The following is a 25151-nucleotide window of genomic DNA, read 5'->3' as shown; positions in this document are numbered from 1 at the left end:
CGGCACAGCTTGTCCCAAGGCGGCACCATCGAGGCAACGGCATAAGCGTTACGACCCGACCGGGGATGACCGGTCATGACCAAATGGGGCCGACGGGCTCAGCCCTGCCCGCGCTGCGACAGCCACACCCGCCACGCGGTCTCGGACCCGGCGAAGGCGTTGAGGTCCACGCCCCCCTTCACCCCCGGCACCACGCCGGTGCCGGTGTATTGCCAGAAGCTCCAGCGCTCATCGGGATAGCGCTCATTCGGGTGGGCCGAAACGGAGCGCAGCCAGAATTCCACCCCGTCCAGAGAGCCCAGATCGTTGCGTTCATAGAAATCGGGCGTCGTGTAGATCAGCGGCGCGGTGCCGTAATGCGCCTCGGTAATGCGCAGGAAGGTGCGGATCGAGGCCCGCACCTGCGCGGGCGGCGGGCGCAGCTTGCAGGTGGGCGACAGGTGGTTCCATTCCATGTCAAGGATCGGTGGCAGATCCCCCCGGGTGCGCGGCACGTTCTCGATGAACCAGGCGGCCTGTTCCTCGGCCGGGCGGCAGAAGTAGTAGAAATGGTAGGCCCCCACGGCCACCCCCGCCGCCCGCGCCCCGGCGACGTTCCCAGCAAACTCCGGGTCGACCATGTCTCCCCCTTCGGTCGCCTTCAGCCAGGCAAAGCGGATGCCCGCGCGGCTGGCCGCCTGCCAGTCGATCGGCCCCTGATAGCGCGCGGCATCAAGGCCGTGCACCGGGTAGCTGGCAGGGCTCAGTCGCCCCCACTCATGCGGTTTCAGATCGCCGAACCGGTTCGGCACGCCGCTGGCCCGGTGTTCACGCACATACATCTCGGACGCGCCGGTCCCGGCGGTGTTGCGCACCTGCGCCGATGGGCCGCAGGCGGCAAGCGCCCCCAGCACGGCAAGGGCAAGGGCGGTCGTGACAGGTTGGCGCATGAAGGCTCCTCTGGGGGCTGGTGCAGGAAATCCGAAAGATTGGTGGAGGGTGTCACGCACCACCCTAAGCCGGTTCCGGTCAACGTTCCCAGAACAATTACCGGCTGTCTGCCGCGCCTTGCACGGCACGGCGGGAACCCGCCAAGGGGACTTCGGGTTGACCCGCACACAGCCCCCCGAAAGGACATGCCATGGACGACACGCGTCACGATCCCGCCCACCAGGATGACGGCACGCCTTTTGACCATGAACCGTCGGGGGGCTGGGGATCGCTCGAGGGGATCGCGCGCATCACCGGGGAGGCAAAGCCATCTGCGGTCGCCATCAAGATCCTCGGCGAGCTCAACAAGCCCGGCGGGGTGATGTGTTCGTCCTGCGCCTGGGCCAAGCCCGCCAAACCCTCGCCCTTCGAGTTCTGCGAGAACGGTGCCAAGGCGACCCTGTGGGAGCTTGATAGACGTCGCGTCGGTGCCGATTTCTTCAAGGCACGCACGCTGACCGACCTCAGGGGCTGGCATGACCATGACCTCGAAAGCGCCGGGCGCCTGTCCGAGCCGCTGCGCTACGACCCTGCACAGGACACCTACGTGGCAACGAGCTGGGAGGATGCCTTCGCCGGGATCGGACAGGAATTGCGTGCCATGCCGCCGGCGGAACAGGTGTTCTACGCCTCGGGGCATGCGGGGCTCGAGGCATCCTATCTCTATGCACTTTTCGCCCGCGCCATGGGCCACCAGAACCTGCCGCAATCGTCGAACATGTGCCACGAGACCACCAGCGTGAATCTGAAGACCGCGATCGGCACCCCTGTCGGCACCTGCACGCTGGAGGATTTCGACCACTGCGATGCGATTTTCTTTTTTGGACAGAATACCGGCACCAACTCCCCACGTTTCCTGCACAACATCAAGGCGGCGGTAGATCGCGGCGCCAAGGTGGTCGTGTTCAACCCCGTCCGCGAGCGGGGCCTGATCGAGTTCGCGGACCCGCAGAGCCCTGCCCAGATGACCGTCGCCAGCCCAACCAAGATGTCCGAGCATTACTTCCAGGTGAAGCCGGGCGGCGATATCGCGGTGCTTGCGGGAATGATGAAATGCGTGCTCACCGCCGAGGACACCGCGCCGGGCACGATCCTCGACCAGGCGTTCCTAGACCAGCACACCACCGGCATGGACGAGGCCATGGCCGCCATCCGCGCCGCCGACTGGGCAGAGATCGAGGCGCAGTCGGGTCTGAGCCGAGCGATGATCGAACAGGCGGCGCAGGTGTATCTGAAGGCCGACAAAGTGATCGGGATCTACGGCATGGGCCTCACCCAGCATGTGAACGGCTGGCTGAACCTCGGGATGCTGGTCAACCTGCTGCTGCTGCGCGGCAATATCGGCAAGCCGGGGGCCGGGATCTCGCCGGTGCGGGGCCATTCCAACGTGCAGGGCCAGCGTACCGTGGGCATAGGCGAGAAATCGTCCCACATGCCTGCGGACAAGCTGCGCGAGCTATTCGGGATCGAGGCGCCGACGACCGATGGCATGAATGCCGTCGCCGCCTGCGAGGGGCTGCTGGAGGGCCGGGTGAAGGCGATGATATCGCTTGGCGGCAACCTGTTGCGCGCCCTGCCCGACCGCGAGCGCATGGAGACCGCCTGGCCGAAGCTGCGGCTCACCGTGCACGTCGCGACCAAGCTCAACCGCTCGCACCTCGTGCCGGGCGAGGTGTCGTATATCCTGCCCTGCATCGGCCGCACCGACCGCGATGTGCAGGCGGGGGGCGAACAGGTCATCTCGATGGAGGACACGTTCAGCCACATCTACGGCTCGGTCGGCGGGGCCAAACCGCCCTCGGCGCACCTGAGGTCCGAGTTGGCCATCGTTGCAGGCATGGCCGAGGCGGCGTTGCCGTCGAACCCCGCCCTGCGCTGGCGTGACTGGACGGCGAACTATGACCTCGTGCGCGATCTCATCGCCGAGACGTTCCCCGACGATTTTGCCGATTTCAATGACCGGCTGATGCAGCCCGGCGGCTTCTATCGCGGCAACCCCGCACGCGACCGGGTGTGGAAGACGCAAAGCGGCAAGGCGCAGTTCACCACGCCCACCACCCTGTCGGCGCTTGGTGCCGCGCCTCAGGGGGATACGGGGATGACCCTCATCACCCTGCGATCCAACGACCAGTTCAACACCACGATCTACGGCTTCTCGGACCGGCTGCGCGGGCTCGAGGGATCTCGGATGGTGCTCATGATGAACCGGGGCGAGATTGCGCGGCTGGATCTGCAGGAGGGCCAGACCGTAGCCGTGGAAACCCAGTGTGACGACGGAATCGACCGCCGGGTCGAGGGCCTGAGCGTCACTGCCTATGACCTGCCCCCCGGCTGCGTCGCAGGCTATTACCCCGAGCTCAACCCGCTGGTGCCTTTGGGCTACCACGAGAAGAACTCGGGCACACCGGCCTACAAGGGCACGCCGGTGCGCATCATCGCCTGACCCCGGCGCGGCATGGCTGCGGCAGGCACGCCCGCCAACGAACGGCGGGCATGCAGCTAGGCCGCACTCAGCGTTTCTTCATGGCATCCAGCAGCGCGGCACCAAGCGCGCCATTGCCGCTGTCCCGGGAAGCGGGCTTGCCCCCCTTAGGCCCCTTGTCCGGGCTACCCTTGCCTGATCTGCCACTGCCGGGCCCGCCGCGCGGACCGGGCTTGCCCTGCGGTCCACCGCGCGCTCCACGGTTCTCCTGCCCTCGACCCTCGCGCGTGCTGCGCCCTTCGTCCTCGCTCTGCTGCTTGCGCATAGACAGTCCGATGCGCTTGCGCGGCACGTCCACTTCAGTCACGCGAACACGCACGACGTCGCCGGCCTTGACCACCTCGTGAGGGTCCTTGACGAAGCGGTCCGCAAGCTGGCTCACGTGGACCAGCCCGTCCTGATGCACACCGATGTCCACGAAGGCGCCAAACGCCGCCACGTTGGTCACCGTGCCCTCGAGGGACATGCCGGGCTTTAGGTCGGTGATCTCTTCGACACCTTCGGCAAAACTGGCGGTCTTGAAGCTCGGGCGCGGGTCGCGGCCGGGCTTTTCCAACTCCGAGAGAATGTCGCGCACCGTGGGCAGGCCGAAGCTGTCGTCGACGAACTGCTCTGGGCGGACGCCTCGCAGCGCCTCCGGCTGGCCCATGATCTGGCGGATGTCACGCCCGCAGGCTTTCACGATGCGCCGCGCCACGTCATAGGCCTCGGGGTGGACCGAGGACGCATCAAGCGGCTCGGCCCCATCGCGGATGCGCAGGAAGCCCGCGCTTTGTTCAAAGGCCTTGGGGCCGATCCCCGCCACCTTCTTGAGCGCCTTGCGCGACCCGAAGGCGCCGTTGGCATCGCGGTGCGCAACGATGGCCTGCGCCAGCGACGGCCCAAGCCCCGCCACATGCGCCAGCAGCGGCGCAGAAGCGGTGTTGAGATCGACGCCCACCGCGTTCACCGCATCCTCGACCACGGCCTCAAGGGCCTTGGACAGCTGCCGCTGGTCCACGTCATGCTGGTACTGGCCGACGCCGATGCTCTCGGGGGAGATCTTGACCAGCTCCGCCAGCGGATCCTGCAAACGCCGCGCGATGGACACCGCGCCGCGCAGCGACACGTCGAGCTCCGGGAATTCCCGCGCTGCCAGCTCGGAGGCCGAGTAGACCGAGGCCCCCGCCTCAGACACCACCACACGGGTCGGCTTGGTTCCGTCCATGAGCTTGAGCGTCTCGCCCACGAGCTTCTCGGTCTCGCGGCTGGCAGTGCCGTTGCCGATGGCAATCAGCGCGACGCCATGGCGCTTGACCAGTCTGGCGATCTCGGCCTGCGCGCCGCGCACGTCATTCTTGGGCTGGAACGGATAGAGCGTTGCCGTCTCGAGCAGCTTGCCGGTGGCATCCACAACCGCCGCCTTCACCCCGGTCCGGATGCCGGGATCAAGGCCCAGCGTTGCCTTGTTCCCCGCAGGTGCGGCTAGCAGCAGATCCTTGAGGTTGCGCGAAAAGACGTCGATGGCCTCCTGGTGGGCGCGCTGACGCAGCTCGGTCAGCAGGTCCACGTACATCGACAAGCTCAGCTTCACCCGCCAGGTCCAGCCCGCCGCATCGCGCAGCCACTGATCGCCCGCTCCAGTGCCGGGAGTGCCGATGGCGCTGCACACGATGCCCAGCGCGCGCTCTTGCCCGGCCTCGGGCTCAGGCTCGATGGAGATGGTGACGATCTCTTCCTTGGCGGCCCGCAGGATCGCCAGCGCCCGGTGCGAGGGGATGTTGGCCCAATCCTCGACATGGTCGAAATAGTCCGAGAACTTCGCCCCGGCCTGTTCTTTCCCGGTCTGCACTTTGGCGCTGATCCGGGCCTCCTTGCGCATGAACTCCCGCAGGCGGCCCAGCAGTTCGGCGTTCTCGGATAGCTCCTCGGCAAGGATGTCCCGCGCGCCGGTCAGTGCCGCCTTCACGGTTTCCACCTCCTCGCCAAGATAGCCCTGGGCCAGCGCCTCGGGATCGGATCCTCGCTGGTCCATGATCGCACGCAGCAGTGGCTCGAGACCCCGCTCGCGGGCGATCATCGCCTTGGTGCGGCGCTTGGGCTTGTATGGCAGGTAGATGTCCTCAAGCGTCGCCTTGGTGCCCGCCTGCGCAATGCGCTTCGCAAGGTCGTCGGTCAGCTTGCCCTGTTCACGGATCGAATTCAGGATCGAGGATCGCCGCGCCTCCATTTCCCGCAGGTAGCCAAGTCGCTCGCCCAGCGTGCGCAGCTGCGTGTCATCAAGGCCGCCGGTTACCTCCTTGCGATAGCGGGCGACGAAAGGCACGGTCGCGCCACCGTCCAACAGCTCCACTGCGGCCTTCACCTGCTGCGGACTGGCGTTGATCTCGGTGGCGATGGTGCGGGCGATGCGCTCGGGGGTCTGGTCCAAGACGGGGGCCTCCTCGGAATGGTCGGGCACCCGTTCTACCGCCGCCCCGCTCCCGCGCCAAGCCCGCGCGAACGCCTCCCGGCAAATCGCCGCCGCCCCCTCAGGTCAAACGCGCAACCCCATCCTTCTTCTCTTCCCAAATACGCAAAATCCCGGCTCCCCATCGGCACCGTCCCATCCCCGAAGGCGCCGCCCCCGTCTTCCTCACAGGAAAGCACAAGCTCCGGCGCCCACCTTGCCCCAAAAGCACTGCCAGCCTCTTCTTCTCTTGAAAAATACGCGCGCCGCAGGCATCGGCGCAGCCGATCCCCCAAGGGGCCCAGCCTCATCCCCTGGCGATCTCGAGACAGGCCCGTAGCCCCCGTGCGCCGCGCTCGAAGAACAGCCGCCCGCCATGCTGCTCGGCCACGGTGGCGACGATCGACAGGCCGAGACCGAAGCCGCTTACCGGCCCGTGCCCCTCGCCCCGGCGGAAGGGCGCGATGAGGCGCTCGATCTCCTCTACCGACATGGCCGAGCCCTCGTCTTCCACCACGATCACCACCCGTTCGGGCCCAGCCAGCAGACTCAGTTCGGCGCGGCGCCCGTATTTCAGCGCATTGTCCACGAGGTTCGCCAGCGCCCGCCGCAGCTGCACGGGCCTTGCCATCACCTGCACGTGGCTCGGGGGCGGCATCTCGCCCTGCCCATGCCGCGCGCTGAAGAGCGATCCGCCCCCCGTCACCACCCGCGGCGGCGCCTCGAGCAACGCTACGGGGCGGCCAGTGTCGTGGTAATCGTCCACCAGCGCCTCGACCAGCGAGCCAAGCGATACCTGCCGGGGCGCTTCGGCCCCCAGCTCGGAGCGGGTCAGCGTCAGCACGCTTTCGATCATGCCGGTCATGTGGTCAATGTCCGCCTCGAAGCGCGCCCGCAGGTCATCATCCGCGATCAGCGCGGCCCGTAGCCGCAGCCGCGTGGCAGGTGTGCCAAGATCATGGCTCACCCCCGACAGCACAACCGCGCGATGGGCGAGCCGGGCGCGTTCCGCGTCGAGATAGGCGTTCACCGCCGACACCATGTCGTGCAGCTCGGCCGGCCCTTCGGCCTCGTAGACATCTGGGCCGCCCACCCGGCCACGGTCCTTGAGGCTGCGGGCAAAGCGGTCGAACCGTGCCGACACGTCCCCCACCAGCGTCACCACCGCCGCCAGCGCCACCAGCCCCAGCAGGATCGCCATCAGCCGATAGTCGCGCGGTGCCACCGAACAGCCCCAGACCGGCGCGCCGTCGACCCTAACCCAGCCGCCATCCCCCAGCTGCGCAAACAGCACCGGCGTGCTGCAGTAGCTCGCCATGAGTCGCGTCACTTCGCCCAGCTTCTGCGCCGCTGCCTGTCCGGGAGCCGAGGCGATCTCGGCCACCGGATATTGCAACGCCCCCGACACGATCCCGAGGCCAAGCACACGGCCCGACAACATGTCGGGGCCGGGATCAATCAGCGACACCTGCGTGACGAACCCCGGCACCGGCATCCCCGGCAGCCGGGCAAAGCCACCCCGGTCCGCCAGTGCGGCCTCGTCGGGGTCAAGCCGCGTCAGCACCAACCCCTCGGGCGCGGGCATGCCGTAGCGCAGGGAATCGTACAGCCCGATCCCCGCCACAAAGGCGCGTGTCAGGTGCCGGTCCCAGCCCTGCACCGACACGGCCCAGAGCGCCGCCACTGCCATTCCTGTCAGCATCGATGCAAGGCACAGCGCCAGCCCGAGACTGCGCAGGCGCATGGGCTTGCGAGGGGGGCTTTGCCGCCGGGCACCGAGACCACGTGCCGGGTTTTCAGTGGCCGCAGAACGGCTGCCTCTGGGCGTGGCCATCACCCAGCCTCGATCTCGACATCGGCGGCCAGCACGTAGCCCACCCCCCGCTCGGTGCGCAGAAGCGACGGCTCGCGCGGGTTGGCCTCGATCTTGCCGCGCAGGCGGCCCACCAGCACGTCGATGGCTCGGCCCTGCTCGTCCCCGTCTCCGCCCATGGCAGCGGCGATCTCGTCGCGGGTCAGGGGAATGCGCGGGTTGGCCAACAGCACCTTGAGCAGCGCGGTCTCGCGCCGCGACAGGGCGATCTGCACGCCATCGGGGGCGCTCACCTCGTCGCGGCGGGCATCATAGGTCCAGCCTCCGAACCGGAACACCGATGTCTGGCGGCGGTAGATCAGCGACGCCGACCGCCGCGCCCGTGCCAGGACCGCCCGCACCCGCGCCAGCAGCAAATCGGGGTTGAAGGGCTTGGCAATGTAGTCATCCGCCCCGACCTCGTAACCGGCCATGCGCTGGTGATCCGCCGACAGCGCTGACACAAGGATGATTGGCACGTCCTGTTCCGCCCGAAGCCGGGCGCAGATCTCCACCCCGCTTTCGTCGCCCAGCATCACGTCGAGCAGGATGAGATCCACCCGTCCCTGCCCAAGCTGGGCGCGCACCTCGGCCTCGGTGCCGCAGGGCAGCGCCGCAAAGCCCTGCCGGTGCAGGTACTCGGTCAGCATCGAACGGGTCTCGATGTCGTCGTCGACCACAAGCAGCCGTGGAATCGTCACGTCCCTAATCCTTCCCTCTCCGCCGTACTGTGAATGCTGCGCACGCAGCATCCGCAAGCCTTCCCCGGCGTCGCTGCAACACCGTGTAACAAGCTGTAACAGGTGGCGCAATTTTCCGTGCCCCGGGCTTGCGCTGCCCCTACGCGCCCTGTTGCGCGTGCGATCTTCCGGCGCGAAGATGTGTGACGTTCAGCCGCACCTGCGGCAGTTCTTAGGGAGGAACTTCTATCATGCAAAAATCCGCTCTGGCGGCCTCTTCGGCCGTACTCTTCGCCCTCGCCACGCCCGGCCTTGCCGAGCCGCAGGCCGAGGTGCTCCACTGGTGGACCTCGGGCGGCGAGGCCAAGGCCGTGGGCGTCCTTCAGGAGGAATTCGCCTCGAACGGCGGCACCTGGACCGACATGCCGGTGGCAGGTGGTGGCGGCGACGCGGCCATGACCGCCCTGCGCGCCCGCGTTCTGTCGGGCAACGCCCCCACCGCCGTGCAGCTCAAGGGCCCGGCGATCCAGGAATGGTACGAGGAAGGCGTTCTGGCCGACATCTCGGATGTGGCCGAGGCCGAAGGCTGGGCCGACGTGCTGCCCGAGGCCATTGCCAACCACATGAAATGCGAAGGCAGCTGGTGCGCTGCCCCCGTGAACGTCCACCGCGTGGACTGGATCTGGGCCAATGCCGAGGTGCTCGAGGCCAACGACATCGAGATGCCCACCACCTGGGACGAGTTCAATGCCGCCGCCGACAAGCTGCAGGAAGCCGGGGTCATCCCGCTGGCCCATGGCGGTCAGTCCTGGCAGGACGCCACCGTGTTTGAAACCGTGGTGCTTGGCCTTGGTGGCCCCGAGTTCTACGAGGACGCGCTGATCGATCTGAACCCCGAGGCGCTGACCTCGGACACGATGGTGCAGGTCTTCGACCAGATGCGCACCATGCGCGGCTATGTCGACGACAACTTCTCAGGGCGCGACTGGAACCTTGCCACCGCCATGGTGATGAACGGCGAAGCGGCGTTCCAGATCATGGGCGACTGGGCCAAGGGGGAATTCCTTGCCGCCGGCAAGGAGCCGGGCACCGACTTCCTTTGCGCCTCCACCCCCGGTGACGGCTTCCTCTACAACGTGGACAGCTTCGCCATGTTCGAGGTCGAGGGCGAAGACAAGCAGGCCGGTCAGGATCTGCTGGCCAAGCTCATCACCGGCCCGAGCTTCCAGGAGGTGTTCAACCTCAACAAGGGCTCGATCCCGGCACGCACCGACGTGTCGCTCGACGCCTTCGACGATTGCGCCAAGCTGTCGTCCGAGGACATGACCGCCAGCGCCGAAGCTGGCTCGCTGCTGCCGTCCTACGCCCACGGCATGGCCCTGCGCGGCGCGCAGGCCGGTGCGATCACCGACGTGGTGACCGCGCACTTCAACTCCGACATGAGCTCCGAAGACGCGGTCCAGCAACTGGCCGACGCCGTCGCGAATTCCATGTAAGCCCCCTTCGTCCTGCCCCCCATCACGCGGGGGCAGGACACCCCGGAGGACTCCCCATGACCAAATGGCTAGAAAACCATCTGCCCAAGATGGTGCTCGCCCCTTCTTTCATCGCCGTACTGATCTTCGTCTACGGGTTCATCGCCTGGACCGCCTGGGTGTCGCTCACCCGCTCCAAGCTGCTGCCCCGCTACGAGATCGACGGTTTCATCCAGTACGACCGGCTGTTCGACAGCCCGCGCTGGGACACCGCTTTCGGCAACCTCTTCATCTTCGGCGGGCTGTTCATCGGCATCTGCATGGTGCTGGGCCTTGCCCTTGCCATCCTGCTGGACCAGCACATCCGCGTCGAAGGGGCGATCCGCACGATCTACCTCTATCCCATGGCGCTTTCCATGATCGTCACCGGCACGGCTTGGAAATGGATCCTGAACCCCGGTCTCGGGCTCGAGGCGATGGTGCAGGGCTGGGGGTACCCGAACTTCAGCTTCGACTGGTTGGTGGACCCGGACATGGCGATCTACACCGTGGTGCTCGCGGGGGTCTGGCAAAGCTCGGGCTTCGTGATGGCGCTGTTCCTTGCCGGCCTGAGGTCGGTGGATGGCGAGATCATCAAGGCCGCGCAGGTGGACGGCATCCCAACGTGGCGGATCTATTCCGCGATCATCATCCCCTCGATGGCCCCCATCTTCCTGTCGGCCTTCATCGTCCTGGCGCATCTTGCCATCAAGGCCTTCGACCTCGTGATCGCCCTCACCGGAGGCGGCCCCGGCTACGCCACCGACCTGCCCGCCACCTACATGTACGCCATGGCGTTCTCGCGCGGTGACATTGGACAGGCGGCAAGCTCGGCCATGGTGATGATGGCCGTCGTCTTCGCCATCGTCGTCCCCTACCTCTATTCAGAACTGAGGGTCCGCAATGACTGACGTGACCGCAACCCATGCGCCCGCACAGGCGGTGCGCCCGGCCCGCAGCTGGGGCAAGACCGCGCTGCGCTGGATACTCTACATAGTTCTCGGGCTCTTTGCCCTGTGGTACCTGATGCCGCTCTTCGTGATGCTGACCACCTCGATCAAGACCCTCGAGGAGATCCGCACCGGCAGCCTCATCGCCCTGCCCCGCGATGCCACGCTGGAGCCATGGGCAAAGGCATGGTCTGGCGCCTGCACCGGCATCCAGTGCGAGGGGCTGCGGCCGTTCTTCTGGAACTCGGTCATTCTAGCGGTGCCCTCGGTGCTGATCTCGACCGTGATCGGCGCGCTGAACGGGTATGTGATCGCGCAGTGGCGCTTCAAAGGGGCCAACATCATCTTCGCGCTGATGCTATTTGGCTGCTTCATCCCGTTCCAGGTGGTGCTGCTGCCCATGGCGCGGATGCTGGGCCTCATGGGCATCGCGGGCACCATCCCAGGCCTCATGTTCGTCCACATCATCTACGGGCTGGGCTTCACCACGCTGTTCTTCCGCAACTACTACGTCACCATCCCGTCGGAACTGGTGAAGGCGGCCAAGGTGGACGGCGCAGGCTTCCTGAGGATCTTCGTGTCGATCTTCCTGCCCCTGTCACTGCCCATCGTCGTGGTGTCGGTCATCTGGCAGTTTACCCAAATCTGGAACGACTTCCTCTTCGGGGTCTCCTTCAGCAGCGCCGGAACGCAGCCCGTGACCGTCGCGCTCAACAACATCGTCAACTCAACCACCGGCGTGAAGGAATACAACGTCGACATGGCCGCCGCGATCATCGCCGCCCTGCCGACCCTTCTGGTCTATGTCGTCGCCGGGAAATACTTCATCCGCGGTCTGACCGCCGGTTCCGTGAAGGGATAACGCTCATGGCCCCCATCCTCGACATCTCGAAGCTTCAGAAAAGCTACGGTGCCACCCATGTCCTCAAGGACATCAACGTGCAGATCGACGAAGGCGATTTCCTCGTGCTCGTCGGCCCTTCGGGCTGCGGCAAGTCCACGCTGCTCAACTGCATCGCCGGTCTCGAGCCGATCACCGGCGGGTCCATCCACATTGGCGGGCGGGACATGACCCACGTGTCCCCCAAGGACCGCGACATCGCCATGGTGTTCCAGAGCTATGCTCTTTACCCCACCATGTCGGTGGCCAAGAACATCACCTTCGGCATGAAGGTGCGCGGCGTCGATCAAGCCACTCAGGAGGCCAAACTTGCCGACGTCGCCCGCCAGCTGCAGATCGAGAAGCTGCTGAACCGCCGTCCCGGCCAGCTCTCTGGCGGTCAGCGCCAGCGGGTCGCCATGGGCCGGGCGCTGGTACGCGATCCCAAGCTGTTCCTGTTCGACGAGCCACTGTCGAACCTCGATGCCAAGCTGCGGGTCGAGATGCGGTCGGAAATCAAGAAGCTGCATCATTCGATGAACGCCTCCATCGTCTACGTCACCCACGACCAGATCGAGGCGATGACGCTGGCCACCAAGATCGTCGTCCTGAAGGACGGCGTGGTTCAGCAGATCGGCTCACCATCCGAGATCTACAACAAACCCGCCAACCTCTTCGTGGCGGATTTCATGGGCTCCCCCGCGATGAACCTTATCCCCGCGCGGGCCGAGCCCGAGGGCGGTGCCACCCGGATCGAGATCGACCGGGAGGGTGCCGCCCCCATCATCCTGCACGATCCGCACGCCAGCGGCCTACCGCGCGACATCATCCTCGGGCTACGCCCCGAGGACATCGCCGAAGCGGGCTTCCGCGCTGGCGAAGACGTTCAGGAGGCACAGTGCCTCGTGGACATGGTGGAGCCAGCGGGGGCGGACACCTACGTTATGTCGCGGCTCGGCGGAACCGGTGTCACCGCCCGCCTGCACGCAGAGACCATCGCAAGGCCGGGCGAACAGATGACGCTGGCCTTCGATCTGGGCAAGGTGTCGTATTTCGAGCCCGGAACCGGCACCCGCCTGAACTGACCGCCGGGCGGGAGGGCATCCTATCAGGCGACGATATCCCGCCCCCCCCACCCCCGCTTGCGACAAAGACGGATCATGATCCTCACCGGTCATGTGTCCGCAGCGCAGGGTGTTTGGACGACGCCCACCTCTGCGCAACAGAACCTCCGGGGCCTGCCACTGCCCGGCTGTCTGTGGCCGGCGGGCAAGCCACGACAAAGGGATGCCGCATTGCGATCGGAACGCCATATCCGGTCGCAATGCGGCTCTCATTTCCGCGTCTGCCCAACGCCCTTGGTGCCCGCTTTCAGGGGGCCAGCCTGCTCGCGGGCCGGTCCTTGACTGACCGGTGAAAAATCACGCGCGGATGAGTCGCCACGTCGCATGCACGGACGGAGAATCTCGTGTCATTCTCCAAACAGGATCGGGCCCATCGACTGCCTTTTTTCATGGAGCAGACCCTGACGCCGGATCGCGGACACCCACAGGATCAGAACGGTGCACTCCGCGATGGCGTCTGACGCTTTGGAAAGGCTGGCGGCTTTTCTGCGTCGGTTACCGAAAGGAAATCGCCGTGCCCCCATCGAGCAGGTGAAACTCCCTGTACCAAACGGGTCGGAACAAAGGTTCATGCCCTCTGATTTCAGGCAGAGAGCCCGCCCAGCGCCTGCAATGACACGCTATGTACTCGAGCGACCCAAATGGACATTTCATCGCCGCCCCGGCTTCGACGGACGTCCCCGAACCTGCGCTCGGCGGCAGGTGGGACATGGTTCCCTGAACGCGATAATGCAGCCACTTGATGAAGGGCTAACGCACTGTCGCATATGGCTATTTGGGGATTTGGCTGGGGTGGTAGGATTCGAACCTACGGTGCGCGGTACCAAAAACCGGTGCCTTACCACTTGGCTACACCCCATCCGTGGCGCGGGGTTTACGTCAGCCCGCAGAGACGCGCAACCCCCGATCTGCGAAAAAATTCGGCTTTCTCACAGAATTTCTCAAGGCGCGTTTCGCAGCTCCCATGGCTCGTAAAAAGCATGCTGTGCGCGCCCGCTACGCTTGGCCAGATAGAGCGCCTGATCGGATTGCTCGAGCAGTTGATTCCCCGCCTGCGCACCAGCAACATCCGGAAGATGAACGGAAATACCGATACTCGCCGAAATGCTGCAATCCGCCCCATCAATGGAAATCGGCTGCTCAATCCGGCTGATGAGTCGCTCGGCCAGGACGGACAACCGGGGCCGGTCCACCAGCCCCACAAGAAGGATGATGAACTCGTCTCCGCCCACCCGCGCCACGATGTCATCCTTGCGCGTGAGGTCCAGCATGACCCTTGCCACGGCCTGCAACACCTGGTCTCCGGCAGCGTGACCGCGGGTGTCGTTCACCTGCTTGAAGAAGTCGAGATCCACGTGCAGGACCGCGAACCTTTCCTCGTTACGCAAAAGCCGCTGAAGCGTGTGATCCATCGCCCGGCGGTTCTGCAGCCCCGTGAGCGTGTCGGTGATGGCCCGATGCTCGGCCTCTCGCATCGCGCCCTGAAGGCGTCGGTTGAGCGTGCGTGACGCCTCCATCGCCGCTGACTTGGCCTCAACCAGGTAAAGCATGTCAATCGCAAGATCTGTCACTGCGAAATCGGTGCTCGTGAGACCGTGGTGGCGTACTGCGTCCACCACCCCGATCCCGAAGGACAGGTTGAGGATCGCGCCGCCGGTGCCGTCGGGTATCACAAGCCCCCGAAGCGTCATCCCCTGCCCGCTGTGCAGGCGCAGCTGCAGCTTGCGCCCCGCAAGGTCAAGCAACCCGGCCAGGTCATGGACGCGACGCGGGCGGAACACCTCAAACACGTCAGTGAACGGACGCCCCTGCGCCACAGCGCCTTCTTGCAGCTTGATCAGTGTCGGCCCCAGGTGCCGCACCATTCCGTCAGGAGCGATCTGCAGGTGCAGGGGGCACAGCACGTCCAGAGTGTCCCTGGGCAGCATCAGGATGCGATCCCGTGCCGCGCTACGCAGGATGCGGACAGCTCGAAGTCTCGCCCCTCGGCATAGTCGGTTTCGATCACCGAGATGCGGATGCACTCACTGGCGTCTTCGCTCCCGAGGTGATCGAGCAGCACCAGCGCCCCGTAGTCGTCGGCCATGGATCGCAGCACGCCCACCAGCACATTGCCAAAGCCCGGCAGCATGAACCCCCTGTCCCGGCACACGAGCAGGAACTGCCCCGCCGCGCTGTCACTGAGTTCCAGCGCCGGCAGAGACAGGTCCGCGACCGCCAGCCGCGCCCGGCCCGGCAACTCTTCGAGTGAATGCAGGAAGTCGATGAAATCGACGCCGCCGTAACGCATCAGGCGTCGCAACCCCTCGTTGTTGCGATGGGTTATGAGGTAAGTGCCGATATCCTCAAGAATCACCTCGCGCGGCTTATTGAGCCGATCCACCGCCGCGTCCAGAACCGCCTGCACCGTCGCCGTCTCGTAATCGAGCATCGCCTCGAATTCAGCCGCATCGAACCGGGCCGCCCGGCAGATATCCTGCCAGACCGCCTGACCGTAGGTATCCTGCAGGAAACACTGGAGTGTTCTCGCAATAAGCCCATGCATCTGAAGGGTCCGCCGTTTCTGGTTCCGCAGAACACTGACAGCAGAGCGTTAAGAACACCGTAAGCGAAACAACTTTTGCCCTGCCCCGCGTTTCACGGAGCCGTGACAATCCAGTCCGGAAGATGCCCGATATCCGGCAGTACGCAGTCCGCGATGGGCGCAAGCCGCTCGACACCGATGGGGCCGGTCAGCACCGCAACAGTCTGCATCCCCGCCGCCCGTCCGGCCTCGAGATCATGCGGGCTGTCGCCGACCATCACGATGCGCTCCGGCGCGATGCCCACCGCCGTCGCAAAAGCCAACAGCGGGCCCGGCGCAGGTTTGGCGCCATGTCCGCTGTCGAACCCGATGATGTGGCGGAAGGCGTCGTGCACGCCCGAACGGCCCAGATGAGACCGAGCGGATTGCTCAGAATCGTTCGTCATGACCCCAAGCGTCAGACCCATCCCGTTCAGCTGCGCCAAGAGCGCCGCCAGCGGCACCGCCTCGACCAGTGGCGCATTGGCGGCAGAGCGGCTCAGCTCGTGTTCGATCTCGGCCGCACTGCGCCCGGGAAGATGAACCGCGAGACAGTCCGCCGTTTCAGCCGCGGTGCCCGCGACGACCGGGCTGTCGGCGGTAAACCCATCGCGGCAGAGGTCAAATCGGATGGCATCCGCAAGCCTGGCCAGCAGCGCTTCGTCCCCGGCCGAAAGGGACTGCAGCGCCGCGCGGCCCCACGCGTTCCAGGTGGCGCCGAATTCGAAGAGAGTTCCGTCCTTGTCGAACAGGATGGCATCGGCACGGCGGGTCACGTCCAGTGAACCTCGCCGCCGCCGGGCAGCATGGCCCGGGCCATTCGCGGCGTCTCGGGCGACAGATCGCGAGCGGTGCAAAACTGTTCAATCCACGCATCGTCCATCAGGATGAAATCGAGGACGGCCCCTTGGAAGCCCGGATCCTGAAGCCCGGAGCGCAGGTCATCGACCGACGCCCCCGTGGACCCGAGAAAGACCGGAAGCAGCTCATCGTTCGAGGCAAGCCAGGCGACCGCCTGCAGCCCGACGATCTCGGCGGTGTCGCGAGAGACGTTCATTTCACCTCAAATGCGAAAGAGTTTGTTAACCGTTTTAAAGAAAGACTGCCTAATGCGAGGCACGCCCGTCTTGCGATTGGGTAACCTATGGGTCTGACTGGTGCAATGACAGGAAGAATTCTCATTGTCGAAGGACTGCCGACGAACAGGATCGTCCTCGGGGTCAAGCTGACGTCGGCATATTACGATGTGATGATGTCCGCGAGCGGGGCGGAGGCCGTGCAGCTGGTACGGTGTCAGCGCCCGGACCTGGTGATCGTCTCGGCCGAGCTGCCGGACATGAGCGGGGCCGCGCTTTGTAATGCTCTGCGCAAACAGCTTGAAACCGCGGAAACGCCCATCATCCTGATTCACCCCGATCCAAACCGCAGCCGCCGGATGGCGGCGCTGTCTGCCGGGGCCGACGATGTACTGCCCCGCCCCATCGACGAGACCATGTTGCTGGCGCGGATCCGCAGCCTGCTGCGCGCCCGCCATGCCAATGACGAACTGCGCCTTCGCGAGGATGCGCGCCGCGCTCTGGGCATGGCCGACCCGCCAGGCGAGCTGCAGGCGCCAGCGCGCGTCGGGCTCGTGGCGGTACAGGCAGACATCGGACTGCGCGCCGCCTCCCTGAAACTGCGCGACAGGCTGCCACACCGGTTCGAGATACTCTCGCCGGAACAGGCCCTGCGGGATGAAGGTGCCCGGTCGGAGGTCCTTGTCATCATCGACACCGGCAGCGTGGCAGGGAGCGGCTTGTCGCTGCTCACCCAGCTGCGGGCCAGCCCGGCCCAGCGCCACGCGGGGATCATCTACGTGACGCGCAGCGACCATCGGCGCGAAGCTGCAAGCGCGCTCGACCTTGGCGCGGATGACCTACTGCCGGACGGGCTCGACCCCGAAGAGTTGGCGCTACGCCTGCCGCGCCAGATCGCCCGCAAGCGCGCCGGAGACCGGCTGCGCGCTACCATGCGCCACGGGTTGCGTGCGGCGGTGACCGATCCGCTGACCGGGCTCTACAACCGCCGCTACGCTATGCCCCACATCGCCCGCCTCGCGGAACGGGCGATCCTGCAGCAGCGGCCCTATGCGCTGCTGGCCGTCGATCTCGACCATTTCAAGCGTATCAACGACGGTTATGGGCATGCTGCCGGGGATACTGTCCTGCGCGAGGTTGCACAGCGCATGACCGGCGCGCTTCGCGCCGCCGACCTCGTGGCAAGGATCGGCGGAGAGGAATTCCTGGTGGCCATGCCTGACACTGATGAACATGCCGCGCTCGTGGCCGCCGAAAGGTTGCGTGTGGTCATCGCAGGCGCCCCGTTCGATCTCCCGGATCAGGCCCGGTCACTCGGCCATATCACCGCGAGCATCGGGATCGCCGTTCCTGCACTGGAGATGCGGGAAAACCCCGAGCTGGTGCTCGACCGGGCGGACCGGGCGCTTTACAGCGCCAAGCGCTCGGGGCGGAACCGCACCGCCGTAGCGACGCAGCCGACTGGCGGGTTCTTTGAACCCGACATGACCTCCACCCCATCCCGTGCCGCGTCGGCGGGGGGATAGCGGGGCGATAGGCTGATCCTGCTGGGGCGCGGCCCGGCAGGATCAATTGTGCCGGTGCCGTTCGCGGAACGACTGTATCCGCCCCGCGAGGCGATTCACCCTCTTTTCAAGGCGATCCGCGTAGGCCGACCGTTCGGCCGGGTCGAGCGTTGCCATGAAGTCCGTCAGCATCTCTTCCCCGGCGGCCTGCCGCCGTTCGGCCTGGGCGTTCTGCGAGCGCAGGATGCGGGCAAAGGCAGCCTCGTCGAAGGTCTCTGCGCGCAGAACGCCAAGCGCCTCGCGGTAGGGTGTCAGCATCTGCCCCAGCCCCTGCCGTCCAGCGCCTTCCGGGCCACCACTCTCGCGATTGAAGCGTGACCGGAGGCTCTGCCCGAGCGCCTCACGCTGCCCGTCATCGAATGCGTCGGTATAGAGGAAGACGTAGTCGCGCCCGCGTGGCGGCGGCCGGTCATGATTGGGGCGCAGCAGGAAGGCGCCCGCCGCCAGCCCGGCCACGGCGACATTCACCGCAAGCGAGGTGAAAAGTAGTGCCCGTAGCCGCCTTGAGGCGGGCGGTGTGCTGCCGGATGTCCTGTCAGTGCTCATGTTTCAAAGTCCCAGCATTGCGTAATCGAAGCCACTGGCAGGCTCGATCGCCGTCATCGCATCCCTACCTGCAGGCGCCAACCAATCGGACAACTCCGACGGCGCGACCACACCGAACCACACCCCGGTGGCGCAGGCAGCCACCAACCCGGCCATGGCAGGCCATCCGCCGAGCCCGCGAAGCATATCCCGCAGCCAGCCACGCCACGCAGGGGCTGCACGTTCGGGCGTGGCAATGCCCGCGGGCGCAGGCGCAGGCTGCATTTCGAGCGCCATCGCTTCCATACGTGCCAACCAGTCGCCTGACGGCAGTGGCGCTTCGTCCCGCCCGGCATCGAACCATGGTGCCAGCCCGCCCTCTTCCGTTCTGCGATCGTCAGTCATCGTCATACCCCAACTCATCACGCCTCGGGGCCAGAAGCCCCTCCAGCGTCTTGCGCCCACGGGCGGTAAGGCTTTCCACCGCACGCACGCCGATCTCCATGATGTCAGCGATTTCGGGGTTGGACAGCCCCTCGAGATGCCGCAACACCACCGCCTGTTTCTGCCGCTCGGGCAAGCTGCCGAGCGCCTCGTCCAGCGCCCGGCCCCGGGCGCCCTGCTGCAGGTCCTGCTCAACCGACGGAGCGGGATCCTCGGGCTCGGGCACATCGCAGATGTCCAGATGCCCGCCCCTGCGCCGCCGTATCCGATCAATGCACAGGTTCGAGACGACACGGTAGAGCCAGGTCGACACCTTCGCCTCGCCCGCCCGCCAGCCCGGCGCGGCCCGCCACAGGCGCAGCAGCGCCTCTTGCGCCACATCCTCGGCCTCGGCCCGGTCGCGCAGCATGCGCATGGCGTGGGCAAACGCCCGGGGGCCCAGCCTCGCGGTCAGCGCCCGCGCCGCGGCAGGATCCCCCGCGGCATAGGCCGCGAGCAGCATATCGTCACTGCAATCGTTCATCGCGTCATATGGCATCCGGCCCTTCCCACTGCGCTAGCCCGGAGACCGGCACGGCGCAATGCCTGCGGGCGGCAAAGCCACCGCCCACAGACCCGTCTGCAGGTCACTCGGTGGCGGGATCGTCGTCCTGCTGTACCGTGGGGGCACCGGCCGACGCCGGGCCTTCTCCGCGCTGCATCTCGCGCGGGCCCTGCGGCCCCTCACCACGCGTTTTGCCGTGGTGCTGCCAGTGGCCACGATCCCCGTGACCTTCACGCGATCCATGCCGGGGGCCGCGCGCGTCACGCATATCGGCACGCAAGGTGTCCAGCTCTTCAGCGCTTAGAGTGCCGTCACCATCAGTGTCCGCTCTCTCGAAAAGCGCGGCCCGCCGGTCACTGCGCTTCGACAGATCCTCAAGGGTGAGCCGGCCATCCCCGTCGGTGTCGAGACGTCCGATCATCATGCGCGAGCGCCGCGCCTCGCGGGCAGCCTCCTGCGCGGCCCGGAAGATGGTAAGCTCGTCGGCGGTCAGCATACCGTCGGCATCGGCATCAGCCTCGGCAAAGGCCGCCGCGGGGCCTGCTGCCTCGAGTTCGGCCGCGCTGATCGCGCCGTCACCGTCAGTGTCAAGACCGAGCAGCATCAGTGCCGAACGGTCGTGACCCCGCTGACCCTGCGGGCCGTCACCACGGCTTTCACCGGGGAAGGCGGCCGCAAGGCTTGCGGTTCCCATAAGCACCAAGGCTGCGCCGGTCAGAACTCTGGTCATCGGTTTCATCGCTGCGATCTCCTGTTCATCACTTCTGCCGGCGCCCCTCTGGCCGCCGATCTGTATCTTTCACGCCCAGGCGCGCAGCTTCCGTCGCAGAAAAATTCTCTCATTTTTCAAGGCTTGCCGAACGCGCGCAGGATCGTGCATGGTCAGCGCCGGAGCCGTGAACGTTGGAGGGCGTTTGCGACACGGCGCCGCAAGGCATCGTGCCGCCTTACCCGGACAGGCAAGGCGTGGCATGCTGAAGGCCGGCGCCACAGGCGTCTGGCACAGTCTAACATGGTGAAGGAGGACCATGGAGGAGCATCATCACATCCAGCGCTCGACCGATCCGGCCGATGCGCCTCTGGACGCCGGCCCCGCGACGCCGCCCCCAGCCCCGGAGGCCGAGCCCGAACGCGACACCTGGCCCGCGATCCGCAAGGGCCTGCGCGGGCGCTGCCCGAGTTGCGGCAAGGGACCGCTGCTGCATAGCTATCTCAAGGTCCGCGACCAGTGCCCGGTCTGCGGCGAAGACCTGTATCATCACCGCGCCGACGACGGACCGGCCTACCTGACGATCCTGATCGTCGGGCACATCATGGCACCGGCCCTGCACATGTCCTTTGTGCATTGGCGGCCGCAGCCGCTGGTGCTGCTGACGATTCTGGCCACCGGCTGCGTCGCCCTGTCACTCTTCCTGCTGCCACGGCTGAAGGGCGGGATCGTCGGACTGCAATGGGCGCGGCGGATGCACGGGTTCTCGGTCAGCCCGTCAGAACCCCGGGTGCTCGCCCCGGCGACGCATGGCAACGCCCGGGAGGACAGACCATGAGCACCGCCCCCGGCGCGCCAGCGGTCCGCGATGCGGCGACCGTCATCGTCATCCGGGACCGCGCCGGCACCCCGAGCGTGCTGATGGGGCAGCGCGGGGCCACCGCCGCCTTCATGCCTAACAAGTTCGTCTTTCCCGGCGGCGCGGTGGATGAAGGCGATGCGGCGATCCCGCTGGCCCGCCCCCTGCCCGCCGGATGCAGGACCCAGCTGGCCCAGGCCGCTCCGGCGGAGCTGTCGCATGCGCTGGCGGTGGCGGCGATCCGCGAGCTTTGGGAAGAGACCGGACTGATCCTCGGCGCCTCCGGGGCCTGGGCGCCTGCGGCGACCGACTGGCACAGCTTTGCCGCCACCGGGCATGTACCCGACGCATCGGCGTTGCAATTCGTGTTCCGGGCCATCACCCCGCCGGGACGGCCCCGCCGCTTCGACGCACGCTTCTTCATGGTCGACGCAAGCGAGATCGCCACTGACATCGACGATTTCTCGGCCGCCTGCGACGAGCTGAGCCACCTGCAGTGGATTCCGCTGGACCGGGTGCGCAGCTTTGATCTGCCCTTCATCACCGAGGTGGTTCTGGCCGAGGTGACCGCACAGCTGCATGAGAGCGCGCCGCCCGCGTCGGTGCCGTTCTTTCGCAATGACGACGAGGAAAGCCTCTTCATGCGTCTACACGGCGTACCGCAGCCGCATTGACCGGGCTCATTCAACCGGTCGAACGTCACGGTGACGCCCGAGCACGGCAGCTAAATTCCTTTCAAGGAATTTGCCTGCGGCCCTGCAGCCGCCTGCCGGTTCAGACGTAGCCGCGCCACCGAAGCACGAACAGCACCAGCGCAAAGACAACGATCAGGCTCGCCATGACACTGGCGAGCAGGGCAAGCATCCGCCCCCTGCGCCGATCCGCAAGATCCACCGCCGCGAGATGCGCTTCGATCCGCGCCGCCGAGCGGCGCACAGAAACCATGTCGATCATTCGCGCGGTTTTGGGAATCTCGCTCATGCGGCGGGCATCTAGGAGCCGGGCGAAATCCCGGCGCAGGCTACGGGGCAGCATCTTGCGCGCCCGGGCCACGCGCTTTTCGAAATCGCCCTTGCGCAGCTTCAGACGCGTCTCGAAGAGACGCTCAATCCGCTCGCAGGCGGCGGCAAGGGTGGGGTCGGTCATCGTTGTCATGTCCCCATGTCGTCGCAGTCGTGCCTTTCGCGCAAGCCCTCGTGCGCACCACGGGTCCAGGGCTGCGGTAGAAACGTCACGCCCCTCGTCCTTCTCCCCATTCCATTCGCCTGCATGCCTGCTTAAACAGGAGCCATGCTGAACACGATCCTCCACGGTGACGCCACCGACCGCCCTCCGCTTCTGATTGTCCACGGTCTGTTCGGATCCGCCCGCAACTGGGGCGTGATCGCCAGGCGCCTGTCGGACGAGAGGCAGGTCATCACCGTGGACCAGCGCAACCACGGTGCCTCGGACTGGACGGACAGCCACGACTACCCCGGCATGGCCGCCGACCTTGCCGACGTCATCGAGGCCCATGGCGGGCGCGCAGACGTGGTCGGCCACTCCATGGGCGGCAAGGCGGCGATGGTGCTGGCGCTCACCCGACCCGAGCTGGTGAACCGACTGCTCGTGGCCGACGTGGCGCCGGTGACCTACACCCATTCCCAGATGGAGAACATCGACGCCATGCGCGCTGTCGACCTGTCCTCTTGCGAGAAGCGTTCGGATGCGGCGGAGCAGCTGTCGCGGCACATTCCCGACCCGCAGCTGCAGGCTTTCTTCACCCAGTCACTCGACCTGCGCGAAAAGCGCTGGACGCTGAACCTGGACCTGCTGGCCCGGGACATGGACAAGATCATCGGCTTCCCGAAGATGGAGGGGCAGTTCGACCAGCCCACGCTGTTCCTGTCGGGCGCAGACAGTGATTACGTGCAGCGTGAACACCGGGACGACATCAAGGCGCTGTTCCCGGCGGCGCGTTTCGCTAAGATCCCCGGTGCCGGCCACTGGCTGCACGCGGAAAAGCCGCGCGAATTCGAAGCGGCAGTGCGGGCCTTCCTGGCCGCCTGAGGGACAATGATGCGTGTCTGAGTGCTCGCATGACTACCTGCCCGGCGCGACGCTCGGTTGTGCCGGACGCTCTTGCTAAGCGGACGTGTGGCAGATTGGCCGACTGCCTCGGAAGCGTTTCCAAACCCCTTCCTTCCGAAAAATGAAATCTTGCGATTTCTTGGCCAAACCGGCCACGCCCCGCCTGATCCGCTGCCCCGTGCGCCAGCCTGGCATTGAAAAGGGTCACACGTAGGCTTTAGCGCCCACGACACGACACGGATGGGAACCGCCAAGCGGCCCGGCATCAGCCGTCCGCAAGCAGCCGCAGGTCGCCCTCGAGCCATGGCAGCTGGCGAAGGGCGGGATCGATCACCAGCTCTCCCACGAGCTTGCGAAGGGTCTGCGCCACATCGCGCGGCACCCGGTCGCTCCAGTCCGAGGCTGCAAACAACGAGATGGTGCGCGAGAACGGGCTGAACGGCAGCGGGTGGGCCTCCATCCGGTCGTGGAAACGCCCGGCGCGCATGTAGCCCAGCGGCGTGGTGATGCCCCATCCCACCCCTCGCGATACAAGCGTCATCAGCGACAGGTGCGCGCCGATCTCGAAACGTTCGGGGAATTCCAGCTTGTGGCGAGCCAGATGCGCCTCGATCTGGCGCCCGATCAGCTGGTCGCGATCATAGCGCAGCATTGGCAAGGCCTGCATCAGCGCCTCAGCGCCGCCCGCCTCGGCCACCGCGTCCCTGGCACAGACCAGCATGAACGGATCGCTCACGAGCGGATATTCCACCACCCCCTCATGCACCGCGCCGGAGCTTGCCGCGACCGCGATGTTGAGCCGCCGCTCGCGCATGGCCTCGGCGATCTCGTGGCTGGGGGCGGTGACCAGCTTGAAGCGGCAGCGGGTCATGTTCTCAGCAAGGATCGTGACCAGTTGGGGCGTCACGTCATTGTCGAAATCGTCGATCACCCCGAGGCTCAGCGTGCTCAGGTGCGTCAGGTCCATCACCGTGAGCTCGCTGTGTGCCAGCCGCAGCTGTCCCAGCACCGTCTGAGTTCGCATGAGGAACGACCGGCCTGCCTGGGTCAACTGCATGGGACGCCGTCCGTGATCTACCAGCTCGGCCCCGAGGGCGGTCTCGAGGTTGCGCATCTGCTGGCTCACCGCCGGCTGGCTCAGCCCCGTGCGCTCTGCGGCCTGGGCGACGGACCCGGTGGCCGCCAGCGCCTCGAAGACCTCAAGCCCGCGCAGGCTGATCCCCTTCATCAACATCGAACGCCCTCCCCGGCCAGCGCAGATCCGCTCGGGCCACAGATTCACCTTCTCCGAAACTCTCCTTCAGAGGTCAAGCCCTTGCGCCCTGCCTCCGAAGACACCTGAAGGCCGCCCCAGGCCTCTCGGGTGAGACTCGGCGGAAAGGTGGGAACAGCACGCATGAGGCCTGCCCCGGCTATCGGATGGCTGCGAGGCCAGCGTGAGCACGCGAGGCGCCACGACGGCGATACCGTCGCCAAGCCCGTCGCTGCCGGGTTTGACGATGCGACCAGGACCGGGACACAGGCCGAACCATGATCCCGTTTCAGATAAGCGTCTTCAGCTTCGATCAGAGCTGTTTCAAAGGCCGGTGCACTGGCGTTCGGACCGGTTCACGTAGGCGCTGTAGCGGTCCCAGAAGTCACGGTCACGGCCACGGTCTGACTGGCGCACCTCCTGGGCTTCATGCGGGTCCGAGTAGAACTTCACCGCCCTGCGCTGATCCGAACCGCTCAGCTCGGCGTTCGCCGCCGCCTGAATGCAGCCGCACAGCGCCGGGCTGCGGGCCTTGCGGTCGCTGGCAAGGCAAGCCTTGCTGATCGGACCGCTCGCCATCCGCGTCACCCGGTAGTCGCTGCCGCCACCACCGCCACAGCCCGCCAAGAGGGCAAGCACAATCATACCGCTGATTGCCTTCATCT

24 protein-coding genes and 1 tRNA gene are annotated in these 25151 nt (G+C 66.3%); 9 read left to right on the top strand and 16 right to left on the bottom strand.

The annotated features are described in order from the left end of the window. Nucleotides 1-98: 98 nt before the first annotated feature. Nucleotides 99-929: a GH25 family lysozyme gene (locus IEX41_RS11610; RefSeq protein WP_188790412.1), complete on the bottom strand. Its 831-nt coding sequence runs from the start codon at nt 927-929 to the stop codon at nt 99-101. A 191-nt stretch (nt 930-1120) separates the two neighbouring features. Between IEX41_RS11610 and IEX41_RS11605 the strand changes: the two genes are divergently transcribed. After that, a complete protein-coding gene (locus IEX41_RS11605; protein WP_188790411.1) occupies nt 1121-3412 on the top strand; it encodes an FdhF/YdeP family oxidoreductase in 2292 nt (763 codons plus the stop codon). Nucleotides 3413-3479: 67 nt separating this feature from the next. Here the strand turns inward: IEX41_RS11605 and IEX41_RS11600 are convergent, their stop codons facing one another. The 3 genes from IEX41_RS11600 to IEX41_RS11590 form a co-directional block, all read right to left on the bottom strand. After that, a complete protein-coding gene (locus tag IEX41_RS11600) occupies nt 3480-5861 on the bottom strand; it encodes a Tex family protein (RefSeq protein WP_188790410.1) in 2382 nt (793 codons plus the stop codon). A gap of 325 nt (nt 5862-6186) precedes the next feature. After that, nucleotides 6187-7713: a sensor histidine kinase gene (locus tag IEX41_RS11595; protein WP_308421503.1), complete on the bottom strand. Its 1527-nt coding sequence runs from the start codon at nt 7711-7713 to the stop codon at nt 6187-6189. Continuing rightward, entirely contained in the window at nt 7713-8432 is a 720-nt protein-coding gene (locus IEX41_RS11590; protein WP_188790409.1) for a response regulator transcription factor, read from the bottom strand. The genes IEX41_RS11595 and IEX41_RS11590 overlap by 1 nt, the downstream gene beginning before the upstream one ends. Nucleotides 8433-8662: 230 nt before the next feature. Between IEX41_RS11590 and IEX41_RS11585 the strand changes: the two genes are divergently transcribed. From IEX41_RS11585 to IEX41_RS11570, 4 genes are read left to right on the top strand one after another with little or no spacing between them, the layout of a single operon-like run. Then, nucleotides 8663-9907, top strand: coding sequence for an ABC transporter substrate-binding protein (locus tag IEX41_RS11585; protein WP_188790408.1), 1245 nt, complete (start codon nt 8663-8665; stop codon nt 9905-9907). Between the two features lie 56 nt (nt 9908-9963). Then, nucleotides 9964-10836 carry a carbohydrate ABC transporter permease gene (locus IEX41_RS11580; protein ID WP_188790407.1) on the top strand — a complete coding sequence of 291 codons (873 nt, stop codon included), beginning with the start codon at nt 9964-9966 and terminating at the stop codon, nt 10834-10836. Next, a complete protein-coding gene (locus IEX41_RS11575; protein WP_188790406.1) occupies nt 10829-11737 on the top strand; it encodes a carbohydrate ABC transporter permease in 909 nt (302 codons plus the stop codon). The genes IEX41_RS11580 and IEX41_RS11575 overlap by 8 nt, the downstream gene beginning before the upstream one ends. 5 nt (nt 11738-11742) lie before the next feature. Then, complete coding sequence (locus tag IEX41_RS11570) at nt 11743-12840, top strand: ABC transporter ATP-binding protein (protein ID WP_188790405.1); 1098 nt, start codon at nt 11743-11745, stop codon at nt 12838-12840. Nucleotides 12841-13663: 823 nt separating this feature from the next. Here IEX41_RS11570 and IEX41_RS11565 read toward each other — a convergent pair. The 5 genes from IEX41_RS11565 to IEX41_RS11545 form a co-directional block, all read right to left on the bottom strand. Beyond that, nucleotides 13664-13738 (bottom strand) — tRNA-Gln (locus IEX41_RS11565). An 82-nt stretch (nt 13739-13820) separates the two neighbouring features. After that, entirely contained in the window at nt 13821-14807 is a 987-nt protein-coding gene (locus tag IEX41_RS11560) for a GGDEF domain-containing protein (protein WP_188790518.1), read from the bottom strand. Continuing rightward, nucleotides 14807-15424, bottom strand: coding sequence for a heme NO-binding domain-containing protein (locus IEX41_RS11555; RefSeq protein ID WP_188790404.1), 618 nt, complete (start codon nt 15422-15424; stop codon nt 14807-14809). Before IEX41_RS11555 ends, IEX41_RS11560 begins: the two co-directional genes overlap by 1 nt. Nucleotides 15425-15516: 92 nt before the next feature. Continuing rightward, nucleotides 15517-16218, bottom strand: a complete 702-nt coding sequence (locus IEX41_RS11550; protein ID WP_188790403.1) for an HAD family hydrolase — start codon at nt 16216-16218, stop codon at nt 15517-15519. After that, nucleotides 16215-16499, bottom strand: coding sequence for a DUF3572 domain-containing protein (locus IEX41_RS11545; protein WP_188790402.1), 285 nt, complete (start codon nt 16497-16499; stop codon nt 16215-16217). The genes IEX41_RS11550 and IEX41_RS11545 overlap by 4 nt, the downstream gene beginning before the upstream one ends. Nucleotides 16500-16604: 105 nt before the next feature. On the opposite strand from IEX41_RS11545, the gene IEX41_RS11540 reads away from it, so the two are divergent. Beyond that, nucleotides 16605-18044, top strand: a complete 1440-nt coding sequence (locus IEX41_RS11540; RefSeq protein WP_188790401.1) for a diguanylate cyclase — start codon at nt 16605-16607, stop codon at nt 18042-18044. A gap of 42 nt (nt 18045-18086) precedes the next feature. On the opposite strand, the gene IEX41_RS11535 is transcribed toward IEX41_RS11540, so the two are convergent. From IEX41_RS11535 to IEX41_RS11520, 4 genes are all read right to left on the bottom strand, one after another. Continuing rightward, on the bottom strand, nt 18087-18629 hold the full coding sequence (locus tag IEX41_RS11535) for a periplasmic heavy metal sensor (RefSeq protein ID WP_188790400.1): 543 nt from the start codon (nt 18627-18629) through the stop codon (nt 18087-18089). 3 nt (nt 18630-18632) lie between these two features. After that, nucleotides 18633-19013, bottom strand: a complete 381-nt coding sequence (locus IEX41_RS11530; protein WP_229673172.1) for a hypothetical protein — start codon at nt 19011-19013, stop codon at nt 18633-18635. Continuing rightward, nucleotides 19006-19590, bottom strand: a complete 585-nt coding sequence (locus tag IEX41_RS11525) for an RNA polymerase sigma factor (RefSeq protein WP_188790398.1) — start codon at nt 19588-19590, stop codon at nt 19006-19008. The genes IEX41_RS11530 and IEX41_RS11525 overlap by 8 nt, the downstream gene beginning before the upstream one ends. Nucleotides 19591-19678: 88 nt before the next feature. Further along, nucleotides 19679-20335, bottom strand: a complete 657-nt coding sequence (locus IEX41_RS11520; protein WP_188790397.1) for an EF-hand domain-containing protein — start codon at nt 20333-20335, stop codon at nt 19679-19681. A 289-nt stretch (nt 20336-20624) separates the two neighbouring features. Between IEX41_RS11520 and IEX41_RS11515 the strand changes: the two genes are divergently transcribed. Both IEX41_RS11515 and IEX41_RS11510 read left to right on the top strand, forming a co-directional pair. Beyond that, entirely contained in the window at nt 20625-21143 is a 519-nt protein-coding gene (locus IEX41_RS11515) for a DUF983 domain-containing protein (RefSeq protein ID WP_188790396.1), read from the top strand. Beyond that, nucleotides 21140-21838, top strand: a complete 699-nt coding sequence (locus IEX41_RS11510) for an NUDIX hydrolase (protein WP_188790395.1) — start codon at nt 21140-21142, stop codon at nt 21836-21838. The genes IEX41_RS11515 and IEX41_RS11510 overlap by 4 nt, the downstream gene beginning before the upstream one ends. Nucleotides 21839-21938: 100 nt before the next feature. Here IEX41_RS11510 and IEX41_RS11505 read toward each other — a convergent pair whose 3' ends face one another. Then, a complete protein-coding gene (locus IEX41_RS11505) occupies nt 21939-22310 on the bottom strand; it encodes a hypothetical protein (RefSeq protein WP_229673170.1) in 372 nt (123 codons plus the stop codon). Nucleotides 22311-22454: 144 nt separating this feature from the next. Here IEX41_RS11505 and IEX41_RS11500 point away from each other — a divergent pair, with 144 nt between their 5' ends. Beyond that, complete coding sequence (locus tag IEX41_RS11500) at nt 22455-23213, top strand: alpha/beta fold hydrolase (protein WP_188790393.1); 759 nt, start codon at nt 22455-22457, stop codon at nt 23211-23213. A 286-nt stretch (nt 23214-23499) separates the two neighbouring features. Here IEX41_RS11500 and IEX41_RS11495 read toward each other — a convergent pair whose 3' ends face one another. Further along, complete coding sequence (locus tag IEX41_RS11495) at nt 23500-24468, bottom strand: LysR family transcriptional regulator (protein ID WP_188790392.1); 969 nt, start codon at nt 24466-24468, stop codon at nt 23500-23502. 342 nt (nt 24469-24810) lie between these two features. Next, nucleotides 24811-25149 (bottom strand): hypothetical protein, encoded by a 339-nt coding sequence (locus IEX41_RS11490; RefSeq protein ID WP_188790391.1) that lies wholly within the window; start codon nt 25147-25149, stop codon nt 24811-24813. Between the last annotated feature and the right edge of the window lie 2 nt (nt 25150-25151).

The organism is Salipiger pallidus (genome assembly GCF_014643635.1).
Classification (GTDB): domain Bacteria; phylum Pseudomonadota; class Alphaproteobacteria; order Rhodobacterales; family Rhodobacteraceae; genus Salipiger; species Salipiger pallidus.
The sequence above is the reverse complement of the archived record's forward strand: the minus strand, read 5'-3'. Positions and strand labels throughout refer to the sequence as shown.

What these genes read in the sequence shown, in the direction of transcription:
- IEX41_RS11570 (WP_188790405.1), top strand. Translation starts at nt 11,743, where the DNA reads ATGGCCCCCATCCTCGACATCTCGAAGCTTCAGAAAAGCTACGGTGCC.
- IEX41_RS11530 (WP_229673172.1), bottom strand. Translation starts at nt 19,013, where the DNA reads ATGACTGACGATCGCAGAACGGAAGAGGGCGGGCTGGCACCATGGTTC.
- IEX41_RS11520 (WP_188790397.1), bottom strand. Translation starts at nt 20,335, where the DNA reads ATGAAACCGATGACCAGAGTTCTGACCGGCGCAGCCTTGGTGCTTATG.
- IEX41_RS11595 (WP_308421503.1), bottom strand. Translation starts at nt 7,713, where the DNA reads ATGGCCACGCCCAGAGGCAGCCGTTCTGCGGCCACTGAAAACCCGGCA.
- IEX41_RS11560 (WP_188790518.1), bottom strand. Translation starts at nt 14,807, where the DNA reads ATGCTGCCCAGGGACACTCTGGACGTGCTGTGCCCCCTGCACCTGCAG.
- IEX41_RS11585 (WP_188790408.1), top strand. Translation starts at nt 8,663, where the DNA reads ATGCAAAAATCCGCTCTGGCGGCCTCTTCGGCCGTACTCTTCGCCCTC.
- IEX41_RS11555 (WP_188790404.1), bottom strand. Translation starts at nt 15,424, where the DNA reads ATGCATGGGCTTATTGCGAGAACACTCCAGTGTTTCCTGCAGGATACC.
- IEX41_RS11545 (WP_188790402.1), bottom strand. Translation starts at nt 16,499, where the DNA reads ATGAACGTCTCTCGCGACACCGCCGAGATCGTCGGGCTGCAGGCGGTC.
- IEX41_RS11500 (WP_188790393.1), top strand. Translation starts at nt 22,455, where the DNA reads ATGCTGAACACGATCCTCCACGGTGACGCCACCGACCGCCCTCCGCTT.
- IEX41_RS11490 (WP_188790391.1), bottom strand. Translation starts at nt 25,149, where the DNA reads ATGAAGGCAATCAGCGGTATGATTGTGCTTGCCCTCTTGGCGGGCTGT.
- IEX41_RS11510 (WP_188790395.1), top strand. Translation starts at nt 21,140, where the DNA reads ATGAGCACCGCCCCCGGCGCGCCAGCGGTCCGCGATGCGGCGACCGTC.
- IEX41_RS11605 (WP_188790411.1), top strand. Translation starts at nt 1,121, where the DNA reads ATGGACGACACGCGTCACGATCCCGCCCACCAGGATGACGGCACGCCT.
- IEX41_RS11495 (WP_188790392.1), bottom strand. Translation starts at nt 24,468, where the DNA reads ATGTTGATGAAGGGGATCAGCCTGCGCGGGCTTGAGGTCTTCGAGGCG.
- IEX41_RS11540 (WP_188790401.1), top strand. Translation starts at nt 16,605, where the DNA reads ATGACAGGAAGAATTCTCATTGTCGAAGGACTGCCGACGAACAGGATC.
- IEX41_RS11575 (WP_188790406.1), top strand. Translation starts at nt 10,829, where the DNA reads ATGACTGACGTGACCGCAACCCATGCGCCCGCACAGGCGGTGCGCCCG.
- IEX41_RS11525 (WP_188790398.1), bottom strand. Translation starts at nt 19,590, where the DNA reads ATGCCATATGACGCGATGAACGATTGCAGTGACGATATGCTGCTCGCG.
- IEX41_RS11515 (WP_188790396.1), top strand. Translation starts at nt 20,625, where the DNA reads ATGGAGGAGCATCATCACATCCAGCGCTCGACCGATCCGGCCGATGCG.
- IEX41_RS11610 (WP_188790412.1), bottom strand. Translation starts at nt 929, where the DNA reads ATGCGCCAACCTGTCACGACCGCCCTTGCCCTTGCCGTGCTGGGGGCG.
- IEX41_RS11580 (WP_188790407.1), top strand. Translation starts at nt 9,964, where the DNA reads ATGACCAAATGGCTAGAAAACCATCTGCCCAAGATGGTGCTCGCCCCT.
- IEX41_RS11535 (WP_188790400.1), bottom strand. Translation starts at nt 18,629, where the DNA reads ATGAGCACTGACAGGACATCCGGCAGCACACCGCCCGCCTCAAGGCGG.
- IEX41_RS11505 (WP_229673170.1), bottom strand. Translation starts at nt 22,310, where the DNA reads ATGACCGACCCCACCCTTGCCGCCGCCTGCGAGCGGATTGAGCGTCTC.